Origin of the sequence: Arthrobacter jiangjiafuii (genome assembly GCF_018622995.1) — a bacterium.
Classification (GTDB): Bacteria; Actinomycetota; Actinomycetes; order Actinomycetales; family Micrococcaceae; genus Arthrobacter_B; species Arthrobacter_B jiangjiafuii.
In genome coordinates this window covers 2192994-2219403 of the sequence record NZ_CP076022.1, presented here as the reverse complement: position 1 = coordinate 2219403, position 26410 = coordinate 2192994, and the positions used below count along the sequence as shown (strand labels likewise).

Sequence of the window (26410 nt, the reverse complement as noted above, 5' to 3'; positions counted from 1 at the left end):
ACAACCGTGTCAGTGCCAGAGAAGTTCACCCTCATCGTCGACGGCGAAGAGACCACGGTGGATACTGGCACCACAGGTGCTCAGCTGTTCTTCGACCGCCGCGACGTCGTCGTCATGCGGGTAAACGGTGTCCTGACGGACCTGGATACCGAGCTCGGCGAGGGCGCCGCCGTCGAGGCCGTGACCATCGACTCCGAAGACGGCCTTAACGTACTGCGCCACTCCACCGCCCACGTGATGGCACAGGCCGTGCAGCAGCTGCGCCCCGACGCCAAGCTCGGTATCGGTCCGTACATCAAGGACGGCTTCTACTTCGACTTCGACGTCGCCGAGCCGTTCACCCCGGAGGACCTGAAGACCCTCGAGAAGATGATGCAGAAGATCATCAACTCGAACCAGAAATTCGCCCGGCGCGTGGTCAGCGAAGAAGAAGCCCGCGAGGCCATGGCCAACGAGCCGTACAAGCTGGAACTCCTGGGCAAGAAGGACGGCGCAGACGAAGCCGGCGAGGGCGCGAACATCGAGGTCGGCGCCGGCGAGATCACCATCTACGACAACGTGGACCGCAAGTCCGGCGACGTCGTGTGGTGCGATCTGTGCCGCGGCCCGCACCTCCCCAACACCAAGCTGATTTCCAACGCCTTCGCGCTGACCCGTTCCTCCGCCGCCTACTGGCTCGGCGACCAGAAGAACCAGCAGCTGCAGCGCATCTACGGCACCGCCTGGCCCACCAAGGACGCGCTGAAGGCCTACCAGGAACGCCTGGCCGAGGCCGAGCGCCGCGACCACCGCAAGCTGGGCACCGAGCTGGACCTGTTCTCCTTCCCGGATGAACTCGGTTCCGGCCTGCCGGTGTTCCACCCCAAGGGCGGCATCATCCGCAAGGCCATGGAGGACTACTCCCGCCAGCGCCACACCGAGGCCGGCTACGAGTTCGTCTACACCCCGCACATCACCAAGGGCCACCTGTACGAGGTTTCCGGCCACCTGGACTGGTACCGCGACGGCATGTTCCCTCCGATGCACGTGGATGAGGTCACCGACCCGGAGACCGGCGCGGTCATCAAGCCCGGCCAGGATTACTACCTGAAGCCGATGAACTGCCCCATGCACAACCTGATCTTCCGCTCCCGCGGCCGGTCCTACCGCGAACTGCCGCTGCGCCTGTTCGAATTCGGCTCCGTGTACCGCTACGAGAAGTCCGGCGTGATCCACGGCCTGACCCGCGTGCGCGGCATGACCCAGGACGACGCCCACATCTACTGCACCCGCGACCAGATGAAGGACGAGCTCACCAGCACGCTGAAATTCGTCCTTGACTTGCTCAAGGACTACGGCCTGGATGACTTCTACCTGGAGCTCTCCACCAGGGACCCGGAAAAGTCCGTCGGCTCCGACGAGATCTGGGACGAAGCCACCCGCACCCTCGCCGAGGTAGCCGAGGCCTCCGGACTGGACCTGGTTCCGGATCCGGGCGGCGCCGCCTTCTACGGCCCGAAGATCTCCGTCCAGGCCCGCGACGCGATTGGCCGCACCTGGCAGATGTCCACCATCCAGCTGGACTTCAACCTGCCCGAGCGCTTCGAACTGGAATACCAGGCCGCCGACGGCTCCCGCCAGCGCCCGGTCATGATCCACCGCGCACTGTTCGGTTCCGTGGAACGCTTCATGGCCGTGCTCACCGAGCACTACGCCGGCGCGTTCCCGGCCTGGCTGGCTCCGGTCCAGGTGGTCGGCATTCCCGTGGCCGAGGCGTTCAACGACTACATGTTCGACGTCGTCGACAAGCTCAAGGCCGAAGGCATCCGCGCCCAGGTGGACACCGGCACCGACCGCTTCCCGAAGAAGATCCGCACCGCGTCCAAGGACAAGATTCCGTTTGTCCTGATCGCCGGGGGCGACGACGCCGATGCCGGCGCCGTGTCCTTCCGCTTCCGTGACGGCAGCCAGGACAACGGCGTGCCGGTCGAGGAAGCGGTCAAGCGCATCGTTGAAGCCGTCCGCAACCGGGACAAGTAACCGGCAAAAACGACGGCGATAACGGGTGGCGAGTACAGGAGTGCAGATGGAAGACAGACAGGACGACGGCGGCAGTCCCTACCCGGGCGACGCCGCAGTCACCGATTCCTTCGAACTGGCCGGGGTGCCGGATTCGTTTGCACGCCTGTGGACACCGCACCGGCTGGCGTACATCAAGGGCGGGCAGGAACAGGTCTCCTCGGAGCACAACTGCCCGTTCTGCGCCGCCCCCACCCGGTCCGACGAGGAGTCCCTGATCGTGCACCGCGGCAGGCACGCCTTTGTCATCCTGAACCTGTTTCCCTATAACGCCGGGCACCTGCTCGTCTGCCCGTACCGGCATGTTCCGGACTACACGGACATCGACGAGCAGGAAACCGCCGAGATCGCCTCGCTCACGCAGACCGCCATGCGCGTGCTGCGCAAGGTCTCCAACCCCAGCGGTTTCAACTTGGGGATGAACCAGGGGGTCACCGGGGGAGCGGGAATTGCCGCGCACCTGCACCAGCACATTGTTCCGCGCTGGGGCGGCGACGGGAACTTCCTGCCGATCATTGCCAACACCAAGGCCATCACCCAGACCCTGGGCGACGTCCGCCAGCAGGTCGCTGACGCCTGGCCCGCATCCTCCACGGCCGGTGAGGACTAAACCGTGCTGAACAAGTATGCAAGAGGTTTTTTCACCGGCGTCTTTACGCCGATGGCCGCCTGGCTGCTGAAGCGGGGTGTTTCCCCGGACGCCGTGACGATCCTGGGTACCCTGGGCGTGATGGTCGGCGGACTCGTCTTCTACCCGATGGGCCAGCTGTTCTGGGGAACGCTGTTCATCACCGCGTTCATTTTCTCCGATGTCCTGGACGGGATCATGGCCCGCCTGCAGGAACGCACCGGGAAGTGGGGCGGATTCCTTGATTCCACTCTGGACCGCTTCGCTGACGGCGCCCTGTTCGCCGGTGTCAGCATCTGGTTCTTCACCGGCGGCGACAACGACGCCATCGGCATAGCCGCGATCATCTGCCTGGTCCTGGGCATGTCCGTGTCCTACATCCGGGCCAAGGCAGAGTCCCTGGGCTTCACCGCCAATGTCGGTATCGCCGAGCGGGCCGAACGCCTGGTCTCGCTGCTGGTGGCCACCGGCCTGGTGGGACTGGGACTGCCCGAAGTGCTGCTGCTCGTGGTCCTGATCGCGCTTTGCGTGGCCAGCTGCATCACCGTCGGCCAGCGGATCGCCGCCGTCCGCCGGCAGGCCCTCTAGGCCAGACCCCGCGCCGGCAGGGAGGATCAAGGATCAGCCTCCGGTGCCGGCCCGGGATCAGCTCAGCGCAGGTCCAGGCGCAGCTGCTGCCCCCGGCCGATCAGCTCGAAGCCGCGGGCAGTGCACAGCTCCAGGCCCAGGGGAGCGGCGTTAATCGCCAGCTGGCCGGCGCCGGCCGTTGCAGCCACCGCGGCTGCACGGCTCAGCAGGGCAGTGCCGTAGCCCCTGCGCCGGCTGGAGGGCCCCACAGCCAGGCCGAAAACACCCGCCAGGGAACCGGCCGCCGGCTTCCGCTGGAGCGCAGGCTCCGCAACCGCCACCGTAGCCGTGCCCCGGCTCTCATGCCGGGGTTGGAGGATCACCGGGCGGTCCTGCTGCCGGCGCAGCTCCCGTTCCTCCTTCTGCCGCCGCTGTTCTGCCTGCGTCGGAACGAACACCCAGGCCCGTCCGGTCAATTTCCCCTCGCCACGCGCGGTGAGGTGCCACGCCGTGCGGGGATGGCCGCCGCCGGCGGCCAGCTCATCGGCGTCGGGCCCTGAAATTTCCGCCGGAGCCGGATCCAGCGCCGCTGCAGCCGCGCTGAACTGCTGCAGCGCCGTCACCGGTGCGCTCATCCACAGCGGCTGCGGACCGCGGTGGAAGCCGAATGCCTCCAGCGGGGAGTACCCCACGGCGTTGTTCAGCCAGGCGCTGACGCTGCGGGCGCCCAGGCGCGCGCCCTCGGCCAGCCCCGGGCGGATACCGGCAGGCGAAATCCGCTCCGGATACAGCAGCACCAGCTGCCGCCGCGCCGGCAGCCATGCCCAGTGGGATTCATGTGTGGAGAAGGTGCGGCCGCCGGAGGCGACGGCGAGGGAGGCCAGCCAGTCCCGGTGCAGATTCTGGCAGGCGGCAATCGTGGCCACGGATCAGTCCAGCCCGCGCCGGTGCAGCAGCGGCTCGATGGCGCCGTCGCGGCCCCGGAAGTTCCGGAAGGCCTGCAGCGGGTCGATGCTGTTGCCCCGGGACAGCAGCTCGCGGCGGAACCGGTTCCCGTTGGCGCGGGTCAGCCCGCCGTTGTCCTTGAACCACTCCACCGTGTCTGCGTCCAGGACCTCGCTCCAGATGTAGGCGTAGTACGCGGCCGCGTAGCCGCCGGCGAAGATGTGCTTGAAGTAGCCGGTGCGGTAGCGCGGCGGCACCAGGTCCAGGGCGACGCCGGCGCGTTCCAGGGCTTCGGCCTCGAATTTCCGCGGATCGGTGACCGTTTCGCCGGGGGCCAGTTCGTGCCAGGCGAGGTCCAGCAACGTGGCGCCCAGATACTCGGTGGTGCCGAATCCCTCACCCCACGTGGCAGCTGCCTCGATCTTGTCGATGGCGTCCTGCGGAAGGGGCTCGCCGGTGACATGGTGTTTGGCGAAGTTCGCCACAACCTCGGGCCAGAGCATCCACATCTCGTTGACCTGGGAGGGGTACTCCACGAAGTCCCGGGGGACGGCGGTTCCGGAGAACCGGGGATAGGTGACCTCCGAAAACAACCCGTGCAGGGCGTGGCCGAATTCGTGGAAAGCCGTGACCACCTCGTCGAAGGACAGCAGGGTCGGCTCGCCGGCGGCCGGCTGGGGGATGTTCAGGTTGTTGACCACCACGGGCTGGGTGCCGAGCAGGGAAGACTGGTGGACCAGGGAGTTCATCCAGGCGCCGCCGGCCTTGGTGGGACGGGTGTAGTAGTCGCCCAGGAACAGGCCCAGGGGAGTGCCGTCGTCGTTCTTCACTTCCCACACGCGGACCTGGGGATGGTAGCCCGCCAGATCCGTGCGTTCCGTGAAAGTCAGGCCATAGAGCCGGTTCGCGGCGTAGAAAATGCCGTCGGCAAGCACCCGCTCCAACTCGAAGTACGGGCGCAGGGCAGAGCGGTCCACGCTGAACTGCTCGCGCCGGACCTGCTCCGAATAGAAGGACCAGTCCCAGGGCTCGAGCTCATCGATGCCATCGCGTGCGGCGGCCTCGCGCAGCAGCTGTGCCTCGGCGTTGGCGTTGCGCACGGCCGGGGGCACCAGCGCATCCAGCATCGCGTGGATGGCCGCAAGTGACGGAGCCGTCTGGTCATCGGTAGCGAACTCGGCGTGGTTCCCAAAACCCAGCAGGGCTGCCCGTTCGGCCCGCAGCGCAGCCATTTCGGCGGCAAGGGCCAGCGTGTTGTCATCATTGGCACGGAATCCGCGGTTGATCGAGGCCTCGAACAGCCGGCGGCGGGTATCGCGGTTGGTCAGCGACGCCAGTGCAGGCTGTGAGGTGGGCAGGACCAGGGGGAGCAGATATCCCTCGACGCCGGCCTCTGCTGCTGCCGCGGCTGCGGAGGCAATGTCATCGGCCGACATGCCGTCCAGGTCGCCCGCGTCGGAAACGAGCAGGGCCGAGTCGTTGGTGTCCCTCAGCAGTTTCTGCGCATAATCGGTGCCCAGCACGGACAGCCGTGAATTCGCCTCCCGCATGCGGGCCTGGCCGGCGTCGTCAAGCTGCGCTCCGGCCCGGACGAAGCTGCGGCGGTACTCCGAGACCAGGCGCACCGCCTCGTCGTCCAGCCCCTCCGTGGAGACTGCCTCAACCCGCGCGAAGAGGTCCTTGTTGAGCTGGATGCTGTCATCGTGGGCTGCCAGCTGCGGACCGACTTCCTGCTGGATCGCCTGGATCTCTGCCGTGGCGTCGGCTGCCGCGAAGGTGAAGAACACATAGGCAGTGCGGGCCAGCGTCTGGCCGGCACGCTCCATTGCGGCGATGGTGTTGTCGAAGTCCGGCGCCTGCGCGTTGCGGACGATGGCGTCGATTTCCGCCAGGTGTTCCTCGAAACCGGCCTTGAAGGCGGGGAGGAAATCGTCGGGGGTGATCTGCTCGAACGGCGGAAGCTGGTACGGCAGCGTACTGGTACTCAGGAAAGGATTACTCATAAGCGTCAAGACTCGCACACGCTTCGTGAGGCGAACAACAGCAACGCCGTCGTACGCTTGCCCGGGCTGCGCGGGGTGGTCCACCGCAGAGTGGGGGGCGCCATGGGTGCACAGACGGTTCAGACTTCAGCGGCACGGCCAGGAACACGGCTGGGAACACGGCTGGGAACAGCGCCGGGAGCACGGGCAGCGGCAGCAACAGCGGCAGTCCTGCTGTCGGCGGCTGCGGCCGGCTGCGCGCCCGCCGCACCAGCCCCGGACACCGCGCCGTCCTCCACCGCCGGCCTGGAAACGCCCGCGCCGGTTCCCACTGTGGACCCGACACCGGGACTGGGTCCGGATTGCCCGGCCGTGCGGTGTTTTTCCGTCATGGTTGCCGGGGACCTGCTGGTCCATCCCCAGCTCTGGGATCAGGCCGCAGCCGACGGCGCGGCCTCGGGCCGGCTGCCCATGGATTTCGAGCCGCTGCTCGAAGGGCAGCGGGCCTATCTGGGCGCCGCGGACCTGGGCATCTGCCACATGGAAACACCGGTGGCCGAGGCGGCGGGCCCCTATGCCGGCTATCCGCTGTTCAATGTTCCGCCGCAGATCCTCTCCGCCGCCCAGGCCGTGGGATATGACGCCTGCACCACCGCCAGCAACCACACGGTGGACGCCGGCACGCCGGGCCTGAACCGGACCCTGGCCACTCTGGACGGCCTGGGGCTGGCACGCACCGGCTCCTATGCCACTGAAGCCGAGGCGGCCGAGCTGATGATCCTGCAGGCAGCGGCGGGCAAAGTCGCGGTGATTGAAGCCACCTATGGGCTGAACGGCATGAGCACGGAATTCGACTGGCAGGTGGACCTGCTGGATCCGGCCGCCATGATCACCAAGGCCCGCGCCGCGCGGGCAGCCGGTGCCGACGTCGTCATCGGGGCCATCCACGCCGGCGACGAATACGCATCGGTGCCCAATGCCCAGCAGACCGAAACGGCGCACGCGCTGGCCGACAGCGGCGAGTTCGACTTCATCTACGGCCACCACAGCCACTCGGTGCTGCCGATTGAAAACTACAACGGCACCTGGATCGCGTACGGGCTGGGCAACGCCGTCACCGAACTCTCGCCCTGGTACGACGTCAACAACGAGGGGCTGATTCTGCGCGCCCAGTTCGGCGGGGGCGGCGACGGCGGCTGGGCACTCACGGACCTGGCCTGGGCCCCGTCGGTAATCGTCCGGGATCCGTACCGCTGGTGCTCAGTCGCCGCTGACCTTCCGCAGGGACAGTGCGCCCCCGAGGGCCGGCAGGCGGCGGTACGGGAGCGCACCGTTTCGGTGGTGGAATCGATGGGGGCCGCCGAGGCAGGCGCCCACGAATGGCTCGTGAGCCGCGAGCCTGGAGCGGGGTAGGTGCCTGGGCGCCGCCCGAACCTAGAAGACCCGGATGGGGATCTCCGCCGGATCCATCAGCAGCGACTCGATCTCGTCGTCGAGCTTCACCAGCGTGATGGACGCACCAGCCATATCCAGGGAGGTGCAGTACTCTCCCACATAGCTGCGGCCCACGCTGATGCCCTGATCCGCGAGACGCTTGTGCGCCAACCCGTACAGCAGGTACAGCTCGCTGATCGGAGTACCGCCGAGTCCGTTGACCATAAGCGCCACACGGTCTCCATCACCAAAGGGCAAGTCACGCACCACCGGGTCGAGGAGCTCCTCGACAATCTCGCTGGCACCCATCATCTTCGCCCTGCGCCGGCCCGGCTCGCCGTGGATGCCCACGCCGATCTCCATCTCGTCCTCGCCGAGCTCAAACAGCGGACTCCCCTTCGCCGGCGGAGTGCAGGCGGTCAGGGCAACACCCATCGTCCGGGTCACGGAATTAACCTTCTCGCCGATGCGGATCACTTCATCAAGGCCCGCACCCCGCTCGGCGGCGGCGGCCACGGCCTTGATGACGAAAAAGTTACCGGCCACACCGCGCCGGCCGATCGTGTAGGTGGAGTCCTCAACGGAAACGTCGTCGTTGATGAAGAGCGTCTTGACCTCCATGCCTTCGGCTGAGGACATCTCCTGCGCCATTTCGAACACCATCTTGTCGCCCGTGTAGTTGTTCACCAACAGCAGCACGCCCTTGGGCGAGGCCATGAGCTTGGTGGTCTCGTACACGTAATCGAGCGGTGGCGCGGCGAACACGTCGCCCGGGCAGGCGGCGTCGAGCATGCCCTTACCGACGATCATCACGTGCGCCGGCTCGTGCCCTGAGCCCGATCCCTGGATGATGGAGACCTTGCTCTGGTCCGGGCCGTCGGCACGCATGATCAGGTTGTACTCCGGCACGTACTTCAGGGTGTCCGGGTTAGCGAGGGCGAGGCCCTCGAGTACATCCGGGACGAACTGCTGCGGATCGTTGACGAACTTTTTCATTTGGGGCTCCACGTCGTTGTGAGTTGGCAGGGACTGAAAATGGTGCGGGTAAAAATGGTGCGGGTAAAAAGGATTAGGGCCAGTCGGCGACCATGCGTTCGACGATGATGGCGACCGCCGCCGCCCCTGCGTCCGGGGAACCGATGCTGCGCTCTCCGCTGTAGCTTGCCCGGCCCCGCCTGGCTTCCAGCTGCGAGGTTGCGTCGGCGCACTCACGGGTCTTGGCAGCAAAAGCAGCACGGCATGCCACCGGCGAGGCGCCCGCCGCGAGTTGGCGCTCGAGTTCATCAGTCGCGGGTATCAGGGCGTCCAGCAGGGTCTTGTCGCCGAGGTCGGCGTTGCCCCGTGCCTTGATACCGTCGGTGGCCCCGCGCAGCATGGCGACAACGGCAGGGCCGTCGATCGTCTCCGTCGTCTTTGCGGCAGCTGACGCCCGCAGGAACGCCGTGCCCCACAGCGGACCGGAGGTTCCGCCGATCCTGCTGGAGATGGCGAGCGCTATCTGCTGCAGGAAGGTAGCGACGTCGTCGCGCTTGAACGAGTCCCAATCTGCCAGGACCTTCTCGAAGCCGCGGGCGAGGGAGTACCCGAGGTCGCCGTCGCCCACCACAGCGTCAAGATCGCCGAACGTTTTTTCCTGGTCGACGGCAGTCCGGGCCAGGGAGCGGACAACGAACTCGACGTCGGCCAGATCAGTGCTGCTCATGGTGTCTCCGTTTCATGGCTCATGGCGGGGAGGACAAGCAGCTCCCGCAGGGTGGCGAGGGTGACGGTGCCGGATGGATGGACGCCATACGGGTCGGCGAGCACCTCGGCCTGTTCTCGCCCGGGATCGCCCAACGAGGAGACCACGAGTGCCGCGCCCGTGAAGTCCTCCTCGCGGGTGAAGCCGCTCACGGTCACGACGGTACGAAGTCCGGCTTTGACGGCGGCACGAAGCCCGTTCGCGCTGTCCTCCACGACGATCACGTCCGGCTGTGCGGCGCCGAGCTCTTTGAGGGCGAAGAGGTAAATATCCGGTGCAGGCTTTTTCGCCGGCACCACGTCCCCGGCGAAGACGGAGAAGTGCGCAGCGAGATCATCCCCGACGGTGTGTGCCAGGACGGCACGAACAGCGGGTTCTGCCGAGGTGGAGGCGACGGCCAGTGTCCACCCGGCGTCGTGCGCTGCCCGCGCGATCCGCGCGACGCCCGGCCGCGCGGGCATAATACCGCTCTCCACCAGTGCCTTGTAGACCTCGGTCTTGCGCCGATGCCAGGAGAGAACCGCGCTGTTGACGGCGTCGTCGTCCTGCAGGCCCAGCGTTTGCGCGAGCGACGGCGTGAGGATGCTGCGCATCCGCTCCTTGCCTCCGCCGATCTTCACCTTCTCGGCGTACTCCTCCACCGACCACTGCACGGGAACTCCGAAGTCGGCGAAGGTCTGGTTGAAGGCGGGCAGATGCCCGTACTGTTCGGTGTCGGCGAGCACGCCGTCGCAGTCGAAGATGAGGGCGGGCATAGTCAGCGGCCGCCCTTGCCCGCGCTGCCGAACTGCGCACAGAGACCGGTGACCATGGAGACGACATCGGCTTGGGTGTGTTTGAACAGCGACGGCGGATCCCATTTGCTGTTCTGCTCGGCCTCCTTGAGGAATGCCAGGCTGGACTTCATGTACGTCTCCTTGAGCGCAGTGGAGATGTTGACCTTCGCGCAGCCGCGGGCGATGAGGTCCGTGAACTGCTCGGCGCTGAGACCGCTGCCGCCGTGCAGGGCGATGGGCACGTTGCGTGCTTCGACGATCTGCGTGACGCGTTCTGCGTCGAGCACGGGTGCCGCCTTGTAGCTGCCATGGGCGTTGCCGATCGAGGGGGCGAAGACATCGATCCCGGTGGCATCAATGAAGGCGAGTGCAACGTCGAGGCTCTGCTGCTTGGAGACGTCGTCGGACCCGTGGTCATCCTCGACGCCGGTGATGGCCTCAATCTCGCCCTCCACCTGGGCGCCGTAGCTGCGGGCTTCGGCGACGACCTCGACGGTCTGGCGCTGGTTCTCCTCGACGGGGAGGTTGGAAGCGTCGAAGAGCACCGAGTTCCAGCCGGCCTTGAGGCACTCGGTGATCACCGCGCGGTCGGGGCAATGGTCCAAATGCAGCGTGACGGGCACCTCGATGCCGCGCGTCATCGACTGCCACATGTCAAAGAGGACCCGCGACCCGATGCTGCGCACGGTCTTGACCGAGGTTTGCAGGATCACAGGCGAGTTCGCCTCCACGGCACCTGCGAGCACGCCCTCCATAGTCAGGTCGTTGAAGATGTTGATGGCAGGCACGCCGTAGCGCTCCCGGAACGCCGGATCAACAGTTTCCTTCAGCGGTACAACGCCCACAACGCTTCCTCCTGGCTTGGATTCAGCCCATGCTAGGGGCGCCGCCTCCGCACCGGAATGGGTGTTATCCCTCCCTCCTTCTGGGGGTATTCACCACCTCGCCGGTGCGCGGTATGGGTGGTTGAATGGGGCACGGCCGACCGGCCGTCACGTCTTCCACTTCAATGGCGAAGGACACCCATGCCGCAGGGATCAGTGCTCGAGACCATCACTTCCAAGGAAGCCCGCAGCGTTATCGACGCCGCCGCAGCGAAGGCCACGGAAATCGGCCAGCCCATGGACATCGCCGTCGTCGACGCCGGCGGAAACCTTAAGGCGCACGTCCGGATGGACGGCGCCAACATCGGCAGTATCACCATCGCGATCAACAAGGCCTACACGGCCATCGCGTTCCAGTGCGAGACCGGCGACCTGCAGGGCGTCACCCGGCCGGACGGTCCTATCTACGGGTTGAATGACGCGCACGGCGGCCGGCTCGCGGTGTTCCCGGGCGGCATCCCGCTGGTGCGCGATGGCAGCATCATGGGCGCCATCGGCGTCTCCACCGGCACCGTTGAGCAGGACCAGGAGGTCGCCTCAGCGGGCGCGGCCGCCTTCTGAGGCTGGTCCTGCTGCTCCGGTCACCAGCATGGTGCGGTTGCGGGCACCGGTCTTCCGAAGCATTGCGCCCACATGCTTCTGAACCGTTTTCACGGAGATGCCAAGGCGCGTGGCGATCTGCTTGTCTGCCAGGCCCTCGGCCAGGAGGTTCAACACCTGCTGTTCCCGGGCGGTCAGGCGGGGGATGTTCATGCCCGGCTCAGCGGCGTCGCGGCCCTCCGCGAGGCGGCTGAAGATCGTCCCGTTCAGCAGGGCGTCCCCGCGGGCGGCCGCAACGACGACGCGCGCCACCTCGGCGGGAGTCGAGGACAAAGTGATGAAGCCCCGCACGCCCGACGACGCCGAAAGTGCCAGCTGCTCATCGGTCGGGGAATCGATAACAACGACGACGGGCCGCTCGACCGTCTCACCGCCGGTTGACCGCACCTGCGCATATTGGCGCAGCAGGAGGTCATCGAGGACAACCAGGTCCGGTTGGAGCAGCGACACCGATTCGGTGAGGTCCTCCAACGTGCTGAGCTCGCCGAGGACCTGCACGGACGGCTCGGAGGTTTCGAGCAGCCGGACGAGCCCTGCCCGGATGAGAGGTTGGGTGCACGCCACCAGCACTTTCCAGCGTTCCCGGGACGCATCGCCGTTGGAGGAATACGGCACCTGTACGCGGATGCCGGTACCCCAGCCCGGCGTTGAGTCCACCTGGAGCTCGCCCCGCAGATAGTGTGCGCGGGCGGCTATGCCGTGCAGGCCGAGCTGGCTGCCCTGTGTGCTTCCCAGGCCGGTCGCGGGGTTCGGGGGCCGGAATCCGCACCCGTTGTCCTCCACGACGATCGTCAAGCCTGCTTGCTCGTAGAAGATCCCGATCCGGCAAGTGGTGGCACGGGAGTGGGCGACGACGTTGGCCACGGCTTCCTTGATCACCATGAAGAGCTGGTGCGCCACCACGGGCGCCAGATCGTGCTGCTCGCCGGTGACGAGGAACGTAATGGCGATGGGATGACCGGCACTCACCGAGTCGATTTCCTGCCGAACCGCTTCCTCGATCGTGGTGCCGGCAAGGCTGGAAGGAGCGAGGCCAAGCACAGTGCGCCGGGCCTCGAAGAGAGCCTCGTGGGCGAGCACACGTGCGGAGTCGATGTGCGCAATCGAGGGAGAGCCGCCCGGCGTCGCCTTGTCTGCGCGGTCGAGGTGGAGCAGGAGCGAGCCCAGCGACCGGCCGATGGTTTCGTGGACCTCCTGCACAGCCCGTTCCCGTTCACCGGCGACCGCGGCTTCACGCTCCTTTGCCGCGGCGGCCTGATGGAGCCTGCTGTTCATGATGGCGATGGCGGCGTGGTCGGCAAAGAGTTCCACAAGGGAGGCCTCTTCGGCGGTGAAGACGCGGCCGGGGCCGTTGCTGAAGATGGCAAAGGTACCGATAATGGCGCCGTCCCACGCAATCGGCACTCCGATGACGGCGCTCCGCCACCTCGGATCGTCGGGAGCGATATGCCCTGCAGACACAGACGCATAGCAGTCGAGGATGACCGTTCCCCGCGTCGTGACGATCTGGCCCGTAAGGCCTTCGGTCAGCGAAAACGTCTGGCCCTGGTGGCAGCCGACGCCTTGGTCCACTTCCTTGCGGTAGTACCCCTCGGCTTCGTGCACGATTGAGATGGATCCGCTCTCACAGCCGAGGAGGGCGACGGCATGCCCAAGCACGCGTTCGAGGAGGGGCACCAGTTCGAATTGCCCGGCGAGGTCGCCGGCGAGTTCGGTGATGCGGACCAGTTCCGGGAACGGGGCGCGGCTTAGGCGGCTGTGGGTGATGCGGGGCAAGGGAAGCAACGGACGGCACCTGTCTCCTGCGGCGCAACGCTGCGCTCGGGAACTCAGAATAGCTTGCCCGTAAAGCCTTGACACCCGTAGGGAGCATGGACCTCAGGTGGCTGAAACTGCGGCCGCCGGCGCAGCCCCCACGCAGGTTGGTTACCGCGGCCGCTGCCCGGCGTGCTGCCGTGCCAGCTCCGAGAGCTTCGCCAGCTCCTCCAGGTCCTTCGCCGACGGCGGGGCCGGCTCGAAGCTGCCGTACTTGCGGATCGCTGCCGCCTTGATCAGGAAGTCCGCAATGGCAGGGTTCTTGGGCAGCAGCGAGCCGTGCAGGTAGCTGGCTACGATATTGCGGTAGCGGGCGCCCTCGAAGTTGTCCTTGGCGTTGTTGCCTTCGCCCTTGCGGACCTCGGCCAGCGGTTTGACGCCCGGGCCCAGGAAGGTCTGGCCGCTGTGGTTTTCGTAGCCGTGGATCTCGCCGAACTCCTCGCTGACCGAGAGCACGTTGCCGATCAGCCGCTCGGTGCCGCCGTGCGTTTCCAGGTCCAGCAGGCCGATGCCCGGGATCACGGTGCCGGTGTGCGTCTTGAAGAACCGGCCGAAAAGCTGGTACAGCCCGCAGATCGCGAGCATGGGAACGTCGTCCTCTGCCATGGCCCGCAGGGTGGGGGCCAGCGCCTGCAGGTCATCCTGGATGACCACCTGCCCGCTGTCCTGCCCGCCGCCGCCCACCAGGAGGTCGACCCCGGCGGGGAACTCGTCGCCCACGTTGTATTCCAGGACGTTGGCCCGGTAGCCGTACCATTTCAGGCGCTGCTTCAGGACCAGGACGTTGCCCCAGTCGCCGTAGATGTTCATCTCTCGCGGATACAGCTGCAGGATGGTGATGCTTTTCTCTTCGGCTGCGCTCTGGTCCTCGGTCATGAGACCACCTCTACTGTCGTGATCTTGGAAAGTTCCCGGCGCACCGCGAGCATGGCCGTGTAGGTGCAGAAGATCCGCATCGGGCTCTGGCCGGCAACGCTGATGAACTTCTTCAGTGCCTCGGTGATGTCCGGATCAATGTCCGCCACCGGCACATCGTCGTACTTCAGGCGCAGGGCCATGTCATAGGCGCGGGATCCGCTGATCATGTCCACGCCGCCCTGGGCGAGGGTTTCGAAATCCACGTCCCACAGCCAGGACATGTCCCGGCCGTCGGCATAGTTGTCGTTGATCGCGATCATGGTCGAATAGCCGTGCGCCGCGAAGGACTTCAGCCCGAGCCGGAAGCCGCTGGGGTTCTTCACCAGCACCAGCTCGAGCGGCTGCCCGTTGACCACCAGGGATTCGCCGCGCCCGAAGGCCGGCTCCACCTGCGCCAGGGCAGTGAACAGGGTCTCGGAGTTGACCTGCGGACCGGTGATGACGCGGGCCAGCGCCAGTGCGGCGGCGGCGTTGAAGATGTTGTAGACCCCGCGCAGCTTCAGGCCGGTGGTGACCACCGCGTCATCCACGCGGAAGTCGGCATCGGTTTCGGACACGCGTTCAAGGACGACGTCGGCGGGAAGCACCGCCGCCAGCGCCTCGGCCTTGGAGCCGCGCATCTCGTCGTCGTTCGGGAAGGTGCTGCGCAGTGAGGAATCGAGGCCAAAGTAGCGGACGTCCTGGCCGTCCAGGGACTCCGCGATGGACGCAACGCGCGGATCCTCGCGGTTGAGCACCACGGTGCCGGTGGTCGCCCGGGCAATGGCTTCGAGCAACCGTGTGGTCTTGTCGATCTCGCCAAAACGGTCCAACTGGTCGCGGAGCACGTTCAGCAGCAGCGAATAGCGCGGCGCGATCAGCTTCACGAAGTGCACGGCGTGCGCCTCGTCCAGTTCCAGGACGGCGACGTCGGCATCCAGGCGTCCGCGCCAGTCCACCTCGCCCAACAGGGCCGCAGCGACACCGCGGGTGAAGTTGCTGCCGGTGCGGTTGGTGAAGACTTTCATGCCCTGGGATTCGAGCAGCTCAACCACCATCTTGGTGGTGGTGGTCTTGCCGTTGGTGCCGGAGACCACCGCCACGCCCAGCGGCAGGTCTGCCAGGGTGCGGCGGATGAAATCCGGGTCGATTTTCTCCACCACCAGACCGGGCAGCGCAGAGCCGCCGCCGCGCAGTTTTGAGGCACTGCGGACCAGCTTGCCAATCAGGATGGAGAAAGAACTCATGGTGTATGAATATATCGCAACGAGCCCACACGGCCCTCCCCGGCAGGCCGCATCGCGCAGCGGTCCGGCGGCGTCCAATCCGTGCAGGGCGGCGGTTCGATACGCCGAGTGCGCAGGTACGGCGGGTTTGGGGCAGGTCCCCGGCGCCGAGAGGGCAGGTACGGCGGGTATCGGTGCGATCCAGTCACCAGATCTGCACACTGAAGAAGCCGAACCCGGCAGATCTGCACACTCGTGGAAAATTCCTGCCGAGGGTGCAGGCACAGCGGGTTTGCGCCAGCTCCGGACACCGAGTGTGCAGGTATGGCGGGCACGCTCCGGCCCCTGGCGTCGAGAGGGCAGGTGCGGCGCGTTTGCCGCCCAACTGTCCGGCGTCGGGCCGTTCTCGGACTCTTCCTGAACCCTTGCTGAGCCACCCGCAGGCCACGGGACCAGGCCCCGGCACCGGCCGCGGTATCGAACTTAGGCCGCGGTCATGCGCCTGCTGACGGTTGAAGTCGCTAGAATTGGGGCAGTGCGTTCGGGAAACCTGCTGTCTACCTCGTTCCCTTCGGAGATTTCCATGCGGAAGCAGCCGGGGGAAGCTCAGGTCCACGAACCTTTATCCAGATGATCAGAGGAGAAGCGTAGAGCATGTCGGGCCACTCTAAATGGGCAACCACCAAGCACAAGAAGGCCGTCGTTGACGCCAAGCGTGCCAAGTCGTTCGCCAAGCTGATCAAGAACATCGAAGTTGCCGCCCGCGCCGGCGGCGCCGACATGGCAGGGAACCCCGGCCTGGAACTCGCCGTCTCGAAGGCCAAGAAAACCTCTGTTCCCATCGACAACATCAACCGCGCGGTCAAGCGCGGCGCCGGCCTGCTGGGTGAAGCGGTCGACTACCAGACCATCATGTACGAGGGCTACGGCCCGCAGGGCACCGCACTGCTGATCGAGTGCCTCACCGACAACAAGAACCGCGCCGCCTCCGAGGTGCGCCTGGCGGTGACCCGCAACGGCGGCAACATGGGGGACCCCGGATCGGTGGCCTACATGTTCACCCGCAAGGGCGTGGTGACCCTGCCCAAGAAGGACCTCACCGAGGATGACCTCCTGATGGCAGTGCTCGACGCCGGCGCCGACGAGGTCAAGGAATCCGGAGAGAACTTCGAGATCGTCTCCGAGGCAGCAGACCTGCGGGCCGTCGTTGCCGCGCTCGACGAGGCAGGCATCGAGTACGACACCGATGAAGCCGAGTTCCTTCCCTCCATGCATGTGGAGCTGGACGCCGACAACGCCCGGAAGTTCCTGAAGCTCGTAGACGCAGTGGAGGACCTGGACGACGTCCAGAACGTGTACTCCAACGCCGACATTCCGGCCGAGGTCTTCGCCCAGCTCGAAGACGACTGAGCCGCGGGTGAGCCTGCGCGTCCTGGGTGTTGACCCGGGCCTGACCCGGTGCGGCCTGGGCGTGGTCGACGTCGAGCGCAACCGCCGCGCCACCTTGGTGGCCGTTGGCGTGGTCGGCACCGAGGCGGGAACCGCCCTGGACGCGCGGCTGCTGGTCATTGCCGAGGCAATCGATCTTTGGCTGGACACCCACAAACCCGATGTCCTGGCCGTGGAGCGGGTTTTCAGCCAGCTCAATGTCAGCACCGTCATGGGTACCGCGCAGGCCTCCGGAGTGGTGATCGCGGCTGCTGCCCGCCGCGGCATCCCGGTCGCCCTGCACACTCCCACCGAGGTCAAGGCGGCGGTCACGGGATCCGGCGGCGCCAACAAGGACGCCGTGGGCAAAATGGTCACCAAAATCCTGCGGCTGGACGCGCCGCCCAAACCCGCAGATGCCGCCGACGCCCTGGCGCTGGCCCTCACGCACGCCTGGCGGCGCGGCGTGGCAGGACCGGGACAGACGACGGCGGGATCCGCCTCGGGCGCACGGGCCATCGCCAGGCCGCCCACCGCCGGCCTCACCCCGGCCCAGCGTCTCTGGGCCGAAGCCGAAGCCCGGGCCCGGCGCTGAGCCTGCGCACACCCCGGACCGCCTGCTCCGCAGCGCGCCGGAACCGGGGAATCCGCCCCGCGCACAGTAGGGTATTCGTAGATATGTTCTATACAGCCCCTGGAGTTTTGTCATGATCGCATCCCTGCGCGGGACAGTAACGCACGTTGGCCTGCACTCGGCAGTGATCGACGTTAATGGTTTGGGGATGCTGGTCCAGGCCACGCCGCAAACCCTCGGCTCCCTGCATGTGGGCCGGGAAGCACTGGTCCAGACGGCCATGATTGTCCGCGAGGACTCGATGACCCTCTACGGCTTCACCGACCCCGACCAGCGCGAAGTCTTTGAAACCCTGCTCAGCGTCTCCGGCGTTGGCCCGCGGATCGCCCTGGGGGTCCTGGCCGTCCACACGCCGGAAGCCATCCGTGTGGCTGCTTCCACCGGCGACGACAAGGCCTTCAGCAAGGTTTCCGGCATCGGGCCCAAAGGCGCCCGCCGCATCGTGCTGGAACTGGCGGACAAGCTGGTGCCGCTCGGCACTGCCGAAAATCCCGCTGCCGCGCATTGGCAGGACCAGGTGCTGGCTGCCATGACCGGCCTGGGCTGGACGGAGAAGGACGCCACTGCGGCCATCGACGCCGCCGTCGCCGAGGCTCCGGAAATCGCCGCCGCCGGCAACGTGGGCGAAATCCTGAAACTGACGCTGCGCCGCCTGGGCACCGACGGCGCCCGCGCCCGCGCACCCCGCCGGCAGGTGAACTAGCGTGAGCGCCCAGCCCGGCGACGGCCTGGTTGCCGCCACCCCTGACCCGGACGACAAGGCGATCGAAGCCGCCCTGCGGCCCAAGAACCTGGACGACTTCGTGGGGCAGAAGCGGGTCCGCGAGCAGCTTTCCCTGGTCCTTGAGGCCTCCCGGCTGCGCGGCCGCAGCGCCGACCATGTGCTGCTTTCCGGCCCGCCGGGCCTGGGCAAGACCACACTGTCCATGATCATTGCCGCCGAGATGAACGCGCCGCTGCGTATCTCCTCGGGCCCGGCGATCCAGCACGCCGGCGACCTGGCAGCCATCCTGTCCTCACTCACCGAAGGCGAGGTGCTGTTCCTCGACGAAATCCACCGGATGTCCCGGCCGGCAGAGGAAATGCTCTACATGGCGATGGAGGACTTCCGGGTCGACATCATCGTGGGCAAGGGCGCCGGCGCCACCGCTATTCCGCTGGACCTGCCGCCCTTCACCCTGGTGGGGGCCACCACCAGGGCCGGGCTGCTGCCCGGACCGCTGCGGGACCGTTTCGGCTTCACCGGTCACCTGGAGTTCTACTCCACCGCCGAGCTGGAGCTGGTGCTGCGCCGCTCGGCCATGCTGATGGACATGAAGGTCAACTCGGCCGGTTTCGCCGAAGTTGCCGGCCGATCCCGGGGAACGCCCCGCATCGCCAACCGGCTGCTGCGGCGGGTCCGGGACTGGGCCCTGGTACACGGCGTGGACCAGATCGACGCACGCACGGCCGGTGCAGCCCTGGACATGTACGAAGTGGATGCCCGCGGCCTGGACCGGCTGGACCGGTCCGTGCTCCGCGCGCTCATCACCAAGTTCAACGGGGGACCGGTGGGCCTGTCCACGCTCGCCATCGCCGTCGGCGAGGAACCGGAGACCGTGGAAACCGTCGCCGAACCCTATCTGGTGCGCGAAGGGCTGCTGGGCCGGACCCCGCGCGGCCGCGTCGCCACCCGTGCAGCGTGGGAGCACCTGGGACTGCAGATGCCCGACCACGTTGCGGCCGGGCTGCCGGAGAACATGTTCTCCGGACCGGGCAGCAACACCTCGGCAGATTCCGACGCCGACAGCCTGTAACCCGGCCAAAACGCGTAACGCCGGCACCGGAAACCCCGCCGGCCCCAGGCCGCGCCCCGGCTTGAGGCCGGAGGGCTCCGGGAGGACAATGCTGAGCGGGAAGAAACTTATCCGCCGCCGTGAGCGTTTTACCTTAGACTGGCATTCGTTGGCCCTGGCACTTGCGCCCGGGTGCTTTCCGAGGCGGCAGGCGCCGGCACGGCCGAAGCTGCCGCTCCAGTACAACCCGCACATCATTTCCACAACAGAAACGGAACCACTCTGTGTTCTTAAACGTCATGGCCCAAAACACCGCCGAACAGACCACCGGCGGATTTACGTTCTCCAGTCTGCTGCTGCCGATCCTGCTGGCACTGTTCATCTTCATGATGTTCCGCAAGCAGAAGAAGACGCAGAAGACTGTTCAGGAGCAGCGGACCCAGATGGTTCCCGGAACCGAGGTCATGACCCAGTTCGGTCTGTTCGGAACCATCCTCTCCATCAACTCCGAGGAAAACAAAGCGGTCCTGGAACTGTCCCCGGGCAACACCGCCACCGTTCACCTGCAGGCACTGACGAAGGTCGTCACCCAGGAGCCGGCTGCCGCCGAAGACGCTCCGGTTGTTCCCGACGACGCCTCGTCCATCACTGCCGCTGACCGGAACGACGACGCCCCGGCCGCTTCAGGGACCCTCACCGGCAACGAGTCGGTGTCCCGCGCCGACGAGACTCCCGAGGAAACACTCGAGCGCCTGAACCTCGAAAAGAACAAAGAGAACTAGACTCTCCACGAGCCTGCGGAGGGACGGCCTTCCGCAGGCTGGCCGGGGTCAACTACGCCTCCGGTGTCTCACCCCTATAAGGACTATCCCCTATGCCTCGTACCGGCCCCGGCTCGGCCGCAAAAAAGACGCTCCTCTGGTTGGGCGTCATTTTTGCTGCTCTGGCCCTTTTGCTCGGCGGCGGTTCCATGTGGAGCAACGCCAGCTGGACCCCCAAACTTGCCCTTGACCTCGAGGGCGGCACGGAAATGATCCTCGCCCCGCAGGTGCAGGGCGGCTCCGAAATCACCCAGGAACAGCTGGACCAGGCGGTGGAGATCATCCGCCAGCGTGTGGACGGCAGCGGTGTTTCCGAAGCGGAGATCACCACCCAGTCCGGGCGCAACGTTGTGGTGTCACTGCCTGGAGTTCCGTCCGCCGAAACGCGTGACCTGATCCAGGCCTCGGCCCAGATGGAATTCCGGCCGGTCCTCGCGATCGCCGCCGGCGGCCCCGTCGAGACGCCGCTTCCGGAAGAACAGCTTCCGGCGCCTGCCGCGGAACCGGCCAACGCCTCGGACGACAACTGGATCACCCCCGAGCTGTACCGCGAATTTGAGAGCACCAACTGCATGGATCCGGCCACGCTGGAAGCATCGACGGAAGCGGCTCCGGCCGACCAGCCGCTGATCACCTGCGAACCGGGCACCGGGGCGAAGTACATTCTTGGTCCGGTGGAAGTTCCCGGCTCCAACATTGCCGACGCCACCTTCGGCATGTCCCAGAGCGGCCAGGGCGCCTCGATCAACGAGTGGGGCGTGAACATCGAGTTCAACGGCGAAGGCACCTCCACCTTCCGCACCGTGACCGAACGGCTCTTTGCCTTCCAGCAGGGTGACCCGCACAACCAGTTCGCCATTGTGCTGGACGGCCAGGTCATCTCCGCTCCCACCGTGCAGGGCGTCATCACCGACGGAAAGCCCCGCATCACCGGCAACTTCACGCAGGAATCCGCGAAGGCGCTCTCCGAGCAGCTGAAGTACGGTGCACTGCCGATCAGCTTCGAGATCCAGAGCGAGCAGCAGGTCTCGGCAACCCTGGGCGCCGACCAGCTCAAGATGGGCCTCGTCGCCGGCCTCATCGGCCTGGCCCTGGTGGCGGTCTACTCGCTGTTCCAGTACCGCGCCCTGGGCTTCGTCACGATCATCTCGCTGGTGGTGGCCGGCGTCCTGACCTACCTGGCCATCTGCCTGCTGGGCTGGTCGCAGAACTACCGCCTCTCACTTGCCGGCGTGGCAGGTTTGATCGTTGCCATCGGCCAGACCGCAGACTCCTTCATCGTGTACTTCGAACGCATCCGCGATGAACTGCGCGACGGGCGCGGGCTGGTTTCCGCCGTCGACAACGGCTGGAAGCGCGCCAAGCGCACGGTCCTGGCCTCCAAGGCAGTGAACATCCTCGCCGCCGTCGTGCTCTACTTCGTGGCCGTGGGCAACGTCCGCGGCTTCGCCTTCACCCTGGGCCTGACGGCAGTAGCCGACCTGATTGTGGTGTTCATGTTCACGCATCCGACCATGGTGCTGCTCGCGAAGACCAAGTTCTTCGGCGAGGGCCATAAGTGGTCCGGGCTGGACACCACCCGCCTGGGTGCGGTGCCGCTGTACCGCGGCGCCGGACGGATCCGGGAACCGGGTGCAGCCCCGGTGCGCACCAAGAACAAGGCAGCAGCGAAGGAGGCCGAGCGGCGCATGACCATTGCCGAGCGACGCCTGGCCGAAAAGCAGGATTCACTGGCCGGATCCGGTCCCAGCACAGAAAAGGAGGGCTAGGAATGAGCAAGCTGCCCAGATTTGCCACTTTCGGCAACGAGCTTTACACCGGCAAGCGTTCCTACCCGTTTGTGCCCAAGGCCAGGCTTTGGTTCCTGATTGCCGCCGTCGCCGTCATCCTCTCCATCCTCGTTCCGGTGGTCAAGGGCGGGTTCAACCTCGGCATCGACTTCCGGGGCGGCTCTGAATTCACCGTCTCCGGTGCAGCCAACACCGACATCACCACCGGCGAAGAAGCGGTTGGCGACGTGGCCAGCGAGGCACGCATCACCAACATCGCGCCCGGCACCATCCGGGTGCAGACCGAGCAGCTCAGCGACGACCAGACCCTGGAAATCAAGGGCAACCTGGCCGACGCCTACGACGTGAACGAAGACCAGGTCACCTCCACGTTCATCGGCCCCACCTGGGGCCAGGATGTGAGCCGGCAGGCCCTGATCGGGTTGATTGTCTTCGTGGCACTGGCCGCCGTGCTGATGGCCCTGTACTTCCGTACCTGGAAAATGTCGCTCGCCGCTGTCACCGCCCTGCTGGTGGTCATGGTGACCACGGCCGGCCTGTATTCCCTCAGTGGATTCGAAGTGACGCCGTCGGCCATTATCGGTTTCCTGACGGTGCTGAGCTACTCCCTGTATGACACGGTGGTGGTCTTCGACAAGGTCCGGGAAAACACCAGGAACCTGGACAAGAGCACCAAGCGCACCTTCATGGAACAGGTGAACCTGGCGGTGAACCAAACCCTGGTGCGGTCCATCAACACCTCGGTGGTGGCCGTCCTGCCGGTCGCATCCGTGCTGTTCATCGGCGCATTCCTGCTCGGTGCGGGCACCCTGAAGGATCTGTCGCTGGCGCTGTTCATCGGCATCATCCTGGGCACCGTGGCCACCATCTTCGTGGCTGCACCGATGTACGCCTGGCTGCGGCGCAACGAGCCCGAAATCGTCCGGCAGGCCAAGCGTGTGGCGGACCGGCGGGCGCAGGAGGCCAAGGAAGCGGCGGCAATTGCCGACGAAGCCTCCTCCGGAACGCCTGCGGTTTCCGCCGGCAGCTAGCCGCACGGGCACCAAATCCGCCGCACCGGTTCCGCACCCCGCCCGGGGTGCGGAACCGGCCGGTTAAGGCCCATCTGGGGGCAGGCATAGACTTGAGCAAGACCAGTCCGCTGCGCGGCGTGACTCGCGGGAATCAGAGCGCTTAAGGTGGAAAAGGTCGGACACATGACAGAGAGGGCAGCGGTGGGCGAGAACGTGGCACCTGCCGAGAAGGCAGGCCAGGAACGGGCAGCGGGAAAACCCGGTACGACGGGCCCCGGAGCTGCGGTTACTCCTGCGCCCAAACCGGGGCCCGCGGTCACACCCGCCCCCGGCGCCGGTTCAGCGGCCGGCAAGGACGCGGCACCGGCACCGGCCCCTGCAGCCCCGGCTTCTTCCGCGCCGGCTCCGGCCGCAGCGCCCGGTAAGCAGCCTCCCGCGCGCCGTGGCTCCACCCGTGCCCGCCTGGCCCGCCTCGCCGGCCGCGGCAACGCCGGCTATTCGCCCATGCTGGAGCCCTTGCTCCGCACCGTGAGGGTCAACAATCCCAAAGAGGACCTCGACCTGATCCAGCGCGCCTACCTTGTGGCAGAGCGCAGCCACGAGGGGCAGAAGCGCAAGAGCGGCGATCCCTACATCACGCACCCGGTGGCGGTTGCCACCATCCTCGCCGAGCTCGGCATGACGGGCACCACCCTGGCGGCCGCCCTGCTGCATGACACGGTCGAAGACACCAGCTACACCCTGGATGAGCTGCGCCGCGAGTTCGGTCCGGAAGTGGCGATGCTCGTTGACGGTGTCACCAAGCTGGACAAGGTGACCTTCGGCGACGCCGCGCAGTCCGAGACCGTGCGCAAGATGGTGGTCGCCATGGCCAAGGACATCCGGGTCCTGGTCATCAAGCTCGCGGACCGGCTGCACAACGCCCGCACCTGGCGGTTCGTTTCGCAGGAGTCCTCCGCCCGCAAGGCCCGCGAAACCCTGGAAATCTTCGCCCCGCTGGCCCACCGGCTGGGTATGAACACCATCAAGTGGGAGCTTGAGGACCTGTCCTTCGCCGCCCTGCATCCGAAGGTGTACGACGAGATCGTCCGCATGGTCGGAGACCGCACGCCGGAGCGTGAGAAGTATCTGGGCACCGTCCGGTCGCAGATCGCCGATGACCTGCACGCGGTGAAGATCAAGGCCACCATCACCGGGCGCCCCAAGCACTATTACTCGATCTACCAAAAGATGATTGTCCGCGGCAAGGACTTCGACGACATCCACGACCTGATGGGCGTGCGCGTCCTGGTGGACTCGGTCCGTGACTGCTATGCCACCCTCGGTGCGCTGCACGCGCGCTGGAACCCCCTTCCCGGGCGGTTCAAGGACTACATCGCGATGCCCAAGTTCAACATGTACCAGTCGCTGCACACCACGGTGATCGGCCCCGGCGGCAAGCCGGTGGAAATCCAGATCCGCACGCATGACATGCACCGCCGCGCGGAATACGGTGTTGCGGCGCACTGGAAGTACAAGGACGGTTCCAAGAGTCCCGCCGGCTCCGAAAACAATGACATGGGCTGGCTGCGCTCCCTGGTGGACTGGCAGCAGGAGACCTCGGATCCGGATGAGTTCCTGGACTCGCTGCGCTTCGAGATCAACGCCCGCGAGGTGTTTGTCTTCACGCCGAAGGGCGAGGTCATGGCCCTTCCCGCCGGCTCGACGCCGGTGGACTTCGCCTACGCCGTGCACACCGAAGTGGGCCACCGCACCATCGGCGCCCGGGTCAACGGAAAGCTGGTGCCGCTGAACAGCGAGCTCCAGCACGGGGACTGGGTGGAGATCTTCACCTCCAAGGCCGAGGGGGCCGGGCCCAGCCAGGACTGGCAGGGCTTCGTCAAGAGCCCCCGGGCGCGGAACAAGATCCGCCAGTGGTTCACGAAGGAACGCCGCGAAGAGGCCATCGACAAGGGCAAGGACCTGCTCACGCGCGGCATGCGCAAGCAGAACCTTCCGCTGCAGCGCCTGATGACGCATGACGCGCTGCTCGCCGTGGCCCAGGAACTGCACCATCAGGACATTTCCGCCCTGTATGCCGCGGTCGGCGACGGGCACACCTCGGCGCAGAACGTCATCGAGCACCTGGTCTCGCTCATGGGCGGCCACCAGGGCGCCGAGGAGGACCTGGCGGAAACACCGGTCTCGACGGCGGCCAGGCGGCCCAAGTTCTCGGACTCCGGCGTTGTGGTCCGCGGTGTGGGCGACGTCTGGGTGAAGCTGGCGCGGTGCTGTACTCCAGTGCCGCCGGATCCGATCATCGGGTTTGTCACCCGTGGCTCGGGCGTGTCAGTGCACCGCAGCGACTGCCGCAATGTGCAGGAACTGCGGGACCAGCCGGACCGCATTGTTGCGGTGGACTGGGCACCCACGCAGTCCTCGGTCTTCCTCGTGGAAATCCAGGTGGAGGCACTGGACCGCAAGAGCCTGCTCTCCGATGTCACCCGGGTGCTGTCGGAGAACCACGTGAACATCCTCTCCGCGAGCGTGAACACGTCCAGCGACCGCGTAGCCATGTCGAAGTTCGTGTTTGAAATGGGCGATCCGAAGTATCTTGACCACATCCTCAGCGCTGTGCGGCGGATTGACGGCGTGTTCGACGTCTACCGGACCACAGGCTCGCGCCGCCGGGTCTGACCCGGATCCCCAGCCGCCAGGGCGATGGCACGGTCCAGCCGGTCCAGGGCCGCGGCCTTGCCCGGCAGCCGCGGCGCGGCGGCCGTTATGGCCCGTACATGCCCCAGTGGGCAGCTCAGTGCGGGGTCGGCGGCCAGGGCCAGCAGCGCCTGCATGGATTCCTCTTCCGGTCCGTGGCGTGCGAGGTCTGAGGCCGTCCGTAACGGGGTGCTGACGCGGACTCCTGCGATGTCCATGCCGTCGGCCGGTCCCAGCCGGACCTCATGCAGCACCGCAGGGCTGAAGGGGGCCAAGGCAGTGATACGCCGCCCATGGTCCACCAGCAGCGCCAGCCTGGCCGGCGGGGGAGCGCAGCCGTATACCCAGGCCGCCGTGAGCCGCCCCAGCATGATCCGTGGCCGTTGCTTCGGTGGCAGGCAGGCGGCCGCCGCTAACGCCCGGCAGACCGGATCCGGGGAGATGTCCCACCGCACATAGGTCTCGCCATAGACCCGGCGCAGCAGCCCGTCCATTTCCATGGCCCGCAGTTCCACTGCCGAGAAAATCCCGCCCGCCGTGAAGAGCGCGCCTCCAGTGGATGTGGTCTCCGGCAGCACGCCGGGGTAGGGGAACAGGGTTGCCGGCATGCCCCCACCCTTGCCGGTGCCCGGCCAAAACAAAAGGCCCGGCACCCCGTGTGTGGAAAACGGGGTACCGGGCCTTCGGCCGGGGTGCGGAAAA

The 26410-nt window shown here is 66.6% G+C and carries 23 protein-coding genes; 13 read left to right on the top strand and 10 right to left on the bottom strand.

Going from position 1 to position 26410, the window contains the following annotated elements:
- The first annotated feature begins 6 nt into the window (after nt 1-6).
- Genes thrS through pgsA form a run of 3 tightly spaced genes read left to right on the top strand, consistent with a single transcriptional unit; the run spans nt 7 to nt 3274 of the window.
- Nucleotides 7-2019, top strand: coding sequence for a threonine--tRNA ligase (thrS, locus tag KKR91_RS10425; RefSeq protein WP_210229324.1), 2013 nt, complete (start codon nt 7-9; stop codon nt 2017-2019).
- A 46-nt stretch (nt 2020-2065) separates the two neighbouring features.
- Nucleotides 2066-2668: an HIT family protein gene (locus tag KKR91_RS10420; RefSeq protein ID WP_210229321.1), complete on the top strand. Its 603-nt coding sequence runs from the start codon at nt 2066-2068 to the stop codon at nt 2666-2668.
- 3 nt (nt 2669-2671) lie between these two features.
- Nucleotides 2672-3274 (top strand): phosphatidylinositol phosphate synthase, encoded by a 603-nt coding sequence (gene pgsA, locus KKR91_RS10415; RefSeq protein WP_210229319.1) that lies wholly within the window; start codon nt 2672-2674, stop codon nt 3272-3274.
- Nucleotides 3275-3336: 62 nt separating this feature from the next.
- Here pgsA and KKR91_RS10410 read toward each other — a convergent pair whose 3' ends face one another.
- The gene (locus KKR91_RS10410) at nt 3337-4179 is read right to left on the bottom strand and encodes a GNAT family N-acetyltransferase (protein WP_210229317.1); all 843 of its coding nucleotides are present in this window, start codon (nt 4177-4179) and stop codon (nt 3337-3339) included.
- A 3-nt stretch (nt 4180-4182) separates the two neighbouring features.
- Nucleotides 4183-6201: a M3 family metallopeptidase gene (locus tag KKR91_RS10405; RefSeq protein WP_210229315.1), complete on the bottom strand. Its 2019-nt coding sequence runs from the start codon at nt 6199-6201 to the stop codon at nt 4183-4185.
- A 102-nt stretch (nt 6202-6303) separates the two neighbouring features.
- Here KKR91_RS10405 and KKR91_RS10400 point away from each other — a divergent pair, with 102 nt between their 5' ends.
- The gene (locus tag KKR91_RS10400) at nt 6304-7593 is read left to right on the top strand and encodes a CapA family protein (RefSeq protein ID WP_210229312.1); all 1290 of its coding nucleotides are present in this window, start codon (nt 6304-6306) and stop codon (nt 7591-7593) included.
- Nucleotides 7594-7614: 21 nt separating this feature from the next.
- Here KKR91_RS10400 and dhaK read toward each other — a convergent pair whose 3' ends face one another.
- The 4 genes from dhaK to KKR91_RS10380 all read right to left on the bottom strand — a co-directional run bounded on the left by dhaK (nt 7615) and on the right by KKR91_RS10380 (nt 10976).
- Nucleotides 7615-8610, bottom strand: a complete 996-nt coding sequence (dhaK, locus tag KKR91_RS10395; RefSeq protein WP_210229310.1) for a dihydroxyacetone kinase subunit DhaK — start codon at nt 8608-8610, stop codon at nt 7615-7617.
- 73 nt (nt 8611-8683) lie between these two features.
- Entirely contained in the window at nt 8684-9316 is a 633-nt protein-coding gene (gene dhaL / locus KKR91_RS10390; protein WP_210229308.1) for a dihydroxyacetone kinase subunit DhaL, read from the bottom strand.
- Nucleotides 9313-10110, bottom strand: coding sequence for an HAD-IA family hydrolase (locus tag KKR91_RS10385; RefSeq protein WP_210229306.1), 798 nt, complete (start codon nt 10108-10110; stop codon nt 9313-9315). Before KKR91_RS10385 ends, dhaL begins: the two co-directional genes overlap by 4 nt.
- A 2-nt stretch (nt 10111-10112) precedes the next feature.
- On the bottom strand, nt 10113-10976 hold the full coding sequence (locus KKR91_RS10380) for a class II fructose-bisphosphate aldolase (protein ID WP_210229305.1): 864 nt from the start codon (nt 10974-10976) through the stop codon (nt 10113-10115).
- 180 nt (nt 10977-11156) lie between these two features.
- Here KKR91_RS10380 and KKR91_RS10375 point away from each other — a divergent pair, with 180 nt between their 5' ends.
- On the top strand, nt 11157-11576 hold the full coding sequence (locus KKR91_RS10375; RefSeq protein WP_210229303.1) for a GlcG/HbpS family heme-binding protein: 420 nt from the start codon (nt 11157-11159) through the stop codon (nt 11574-11576).
- Here KKR91_RS10375 and KKR91_RS10370 read toward each other — a convergent pair.
- The 3 genes from KKR91_RS10370 to KKR91_RS10360 form a co-directional block, all read right to left on the bottom strand.
- Entirely contained in the window at nt 11553-13391 is a 1839-nt protein-coding gene (locus KKR91_RS10370) for a hybrid sensor histidine kinase/response regulator transcription factor (RefSeq protein WP_210229301.1), read from the bottom strand. The genes KKR91_RS10375 and KKR91_RS10370 overlap by 24 nt on opposite strands.
- A 150-nt stretch (nt 13392-13541) precedes the next feature.
- Entirely contained in the window at nt 13542-14306 is a 765-nt protein-coding gene (locus tag KKR91_RS10365; protein WP_210229299.1) for a type 1 glutamine amidotransferase, read from the bottom strand.
- Nucleotides 14303-15574: a Mur ligase family protein gene (locus KKR91_RS10360; RefSeq protein WP_210229297.1), complete on the bottom strand. Its 1272-nt coding sequence runs from the start codon at nt 15572-15574 to the stop codon at nt 14303-14305. The genes KKR91_RS10365 and KKR91_RS10360 overlap by 4 nt, the downstream gene beginning before the upstream one ends.
- 633 nt (nt 15575-16207) lie before the next feature.
- Here KKR91_RS10360 and KKR91_RS10355 point away from each other — a divergent pair.
- The 8 genes from KKR91_RS10355 to KKR91_RS10320 all read left to right on the top strand — a co-directional run bounded on the left by KKR91_RS10355 (nt 16208) and on the right by KKR91_RS10320 (nt 25690).
- The gene (locus KKR91_RS10355; RefSeq protein WP_210229295.1) at nt 16208-16963 is read left to right on the top strand and encodes a YebC/PmpR family DNA-binding transcriptional regulator; all 756 of its coding nucleotides are present in this window, start codon (nt 16208-16210) and stop codon (nt 16961-16963) included.
- 7 nt (nt 16964-16970) lie between these two features.
- A complete protein-coding gene (ruvC, locus tag KKR91_RS10350; RefSeq protein ID WP_210229294.1) occupies nt 16971-17576 on the top strand; it encodes a crossover junction endodeoxyribonuclease RuvC in 606 nt (201 codons plus the stop codon).
- 112 nt (nt 17577-17688) lie between these two features.
- A complete protein-coding gene (ruvA, locus tag KKR91_RS10345) occupies nt 17689-18318 on the top strand; it encodes a Holliday junction branch migration protein RuvA (protein ID WP_210229292.1) in 630 nt (209 codons plus the stop codon).
- Nucleotide 18319: 1 nt separating this feature from the next.
- On the top strand, nt 18320-19411 hold the full coding sequence (gene ruvB / locus KKR91_RS10340; RefSeq protein WP_210229290.1) for a Holliday junction branch migration DNA helicase RuvB: 1092 nt from the start codon (nt 18320-18322) through the stop codon (nt 19409-19411).
- Between the two features lie 278 nt (nt 19412-19689).
- Nucleotides 19690-20172, top strand: coding sequence for a preprotein translocase subunit YajC (yajC, locus tag KKR91_RS10335; protein WP_210229288.1), 483 nt, complete (start codon nt 19690-19692; stop codon nt 20170-20172).
- 92 nt (nt 20173-20264) lie between these two features.
- Entirely contained in the window at nt 20265-21980 is a 1716-nt protein-coding gene (gene secD, locus KKR91_RS10330) for a protein translocase subunit SecD (RefSeq protein WP_210229286.1), read from the top strand.
- Between the two features lie 2 nt (nt 21981-21982).
- Nucleotides 21983-23032, top strand: coding sequence for a protein translocase subunit SecF (secF, locus tag KKR91_RS10325; RefSeq protein ID WP_420481389.1), 1050 nt, complete (start codon nt 21983-21985; stop codon nt 23030-23032).
- A 165-nt stretch (nt 23033-23197) separates the two neighbouring features.
- Entirely contained in the window at nt 23198-25690 is a 2493-nt protein-coding gene (locus KKR91_RS10320) for a RelA/SpoT family protein (RefSeq protein ID WP_237687344.1), read from the top strand.
- Here the strand turns inward: KKR91_RS10320 and KKR91_RS10315 are convergent.
- The gene (locus tag KKR91_RS10315) at nt 25657-26316 is read right to left on the bottom strand and encodes a hypothetical protein (RefSeq protein ID WP_210229284.1); all 660 of its coding nucleotides are present in this window, start codon (nt 26314-26316) and stop codon (nt 25657-25659) included. The genes KKR91_RS10320 and KKR91_RS10315 overlap by 34 nt on opposite strands.
- Nucleotides 26317-26410: the final 94 nt, after the last annotated feature.

Excerpts from the sequence above, each read along its gene's own strand:
- KKR91_RS10405 (WP_210229315.1), bottom strand. The coding sequence starts at position 6,201 with ATGAGTAATCCTTTCCTGAGTACCAGTACGCTGCCGTACCAGCTTCCG.
- dhaK (WP_210229310.1), bottom strand. The coding sequence starts at position 8,610 with ATGAAAAAGTTCGTCAACGATCCGCAGCAGTTCGTCCCGGATGTACTC.
- KKR91_RS10400 (WP_210229312.1), top strand. The coding sequence starts at position 6,304 with ATGGGTGCACAGACGGTTCAGACTTCAGCGGCACGGCCAGGAACACGG.
- dhaL (WP_210229308.1), bottom strand. The coding sequence starts at position 9,316 with ATGAGCAGCACTGATCTGGCCGACGTCGAGTTCGTTGTCCGCTCCCTG.
- KKR91_RS10355 (WP_210229295.1), top strand. The coding sequence starts at position 16,208 with ATGTCGGGCCACTCTAAATGGGCAACCACCAAGCACAAGAAGGCCGTC.
- secF (WP_420481389.1), top strand. The coding sequence starts at position 21,983 with ATGAGCAAGCTGCCCAGATTTGCCACTTTCGGCAACGAGCTTTACACC.
- KKR91_RS10375 (WP_210229303.1), top strand. The coding sequence starts at position 11,157 with ATGCCGCAGGGATCAGTGCTCGAGACCATCACTTCCAAGGAAGCCCGC.
- KKR91_RS10385 (WP_210229306.1), bottom strand. The coding sequence starts at position 10,110 with ATGCCCGCCCTCATCTTCGACTGCGACGGCGTGCTCGCCGACACCGAA.
- KKR91_RS10315 (WP_210229284.1), bottom strand. The coding sequence starts at position 26,316 with ATGCCGGCAACCCTGTTCCCCTACCCCGGCGTGCTGCCGGAGACCACA.
- KKR91_RS10360 (WP_210229297.1), bottom strand. The coding sequence starts at position 15,574 with ATGAGTTCTTTCTCCATCCTGATTGGCAAGCTGGTCCGCAGTGCCTCA.
- secD (WP_210229286.1), top strand. The coding sequence starts at position 20,265 with ATGCCTCGTACCGGCCCCGGCTCGGCCGCAAAAAAGACGCTCCTCTGG.
- KKR91_RS10320 (WP_237687344.1), top strand. The coding sequence starts at position 23,198 with ATGACAGAGAGGGCAGCGGTGGGCGAGAACGTGGCACCTGCCGAGAAG.
- yajC (WP_210229288.1), top strand. The coding sequence starts at position 19,690 with ATGGCCCAAAACACCGCCGAACAGACCACCGGCGGATTTACGTTCTCC.
- KKR91_RS10365 (WP_210229299.1), bottom strand. The coding sequence starts at position 14,306 with ATGACCGAGGACCAGAGCGCAGCCGAAGAGAAAAGCATCACCATCCTG.
- ruvA (WP_210229292.1), top strand. The coding sequence starts at position 17,689 with ATGATCGCATCCCTGCGCGGGACAGTAACGCACGTTGGCCTGCACTCG.
- KKR91_RS10420 (WP_210229321.1), top strand. The coding sequence starts at position 2,066 with ATGGAAGACAGACAGGACGACGGCGGCAGTCCCTACCCGGGCGACGCC.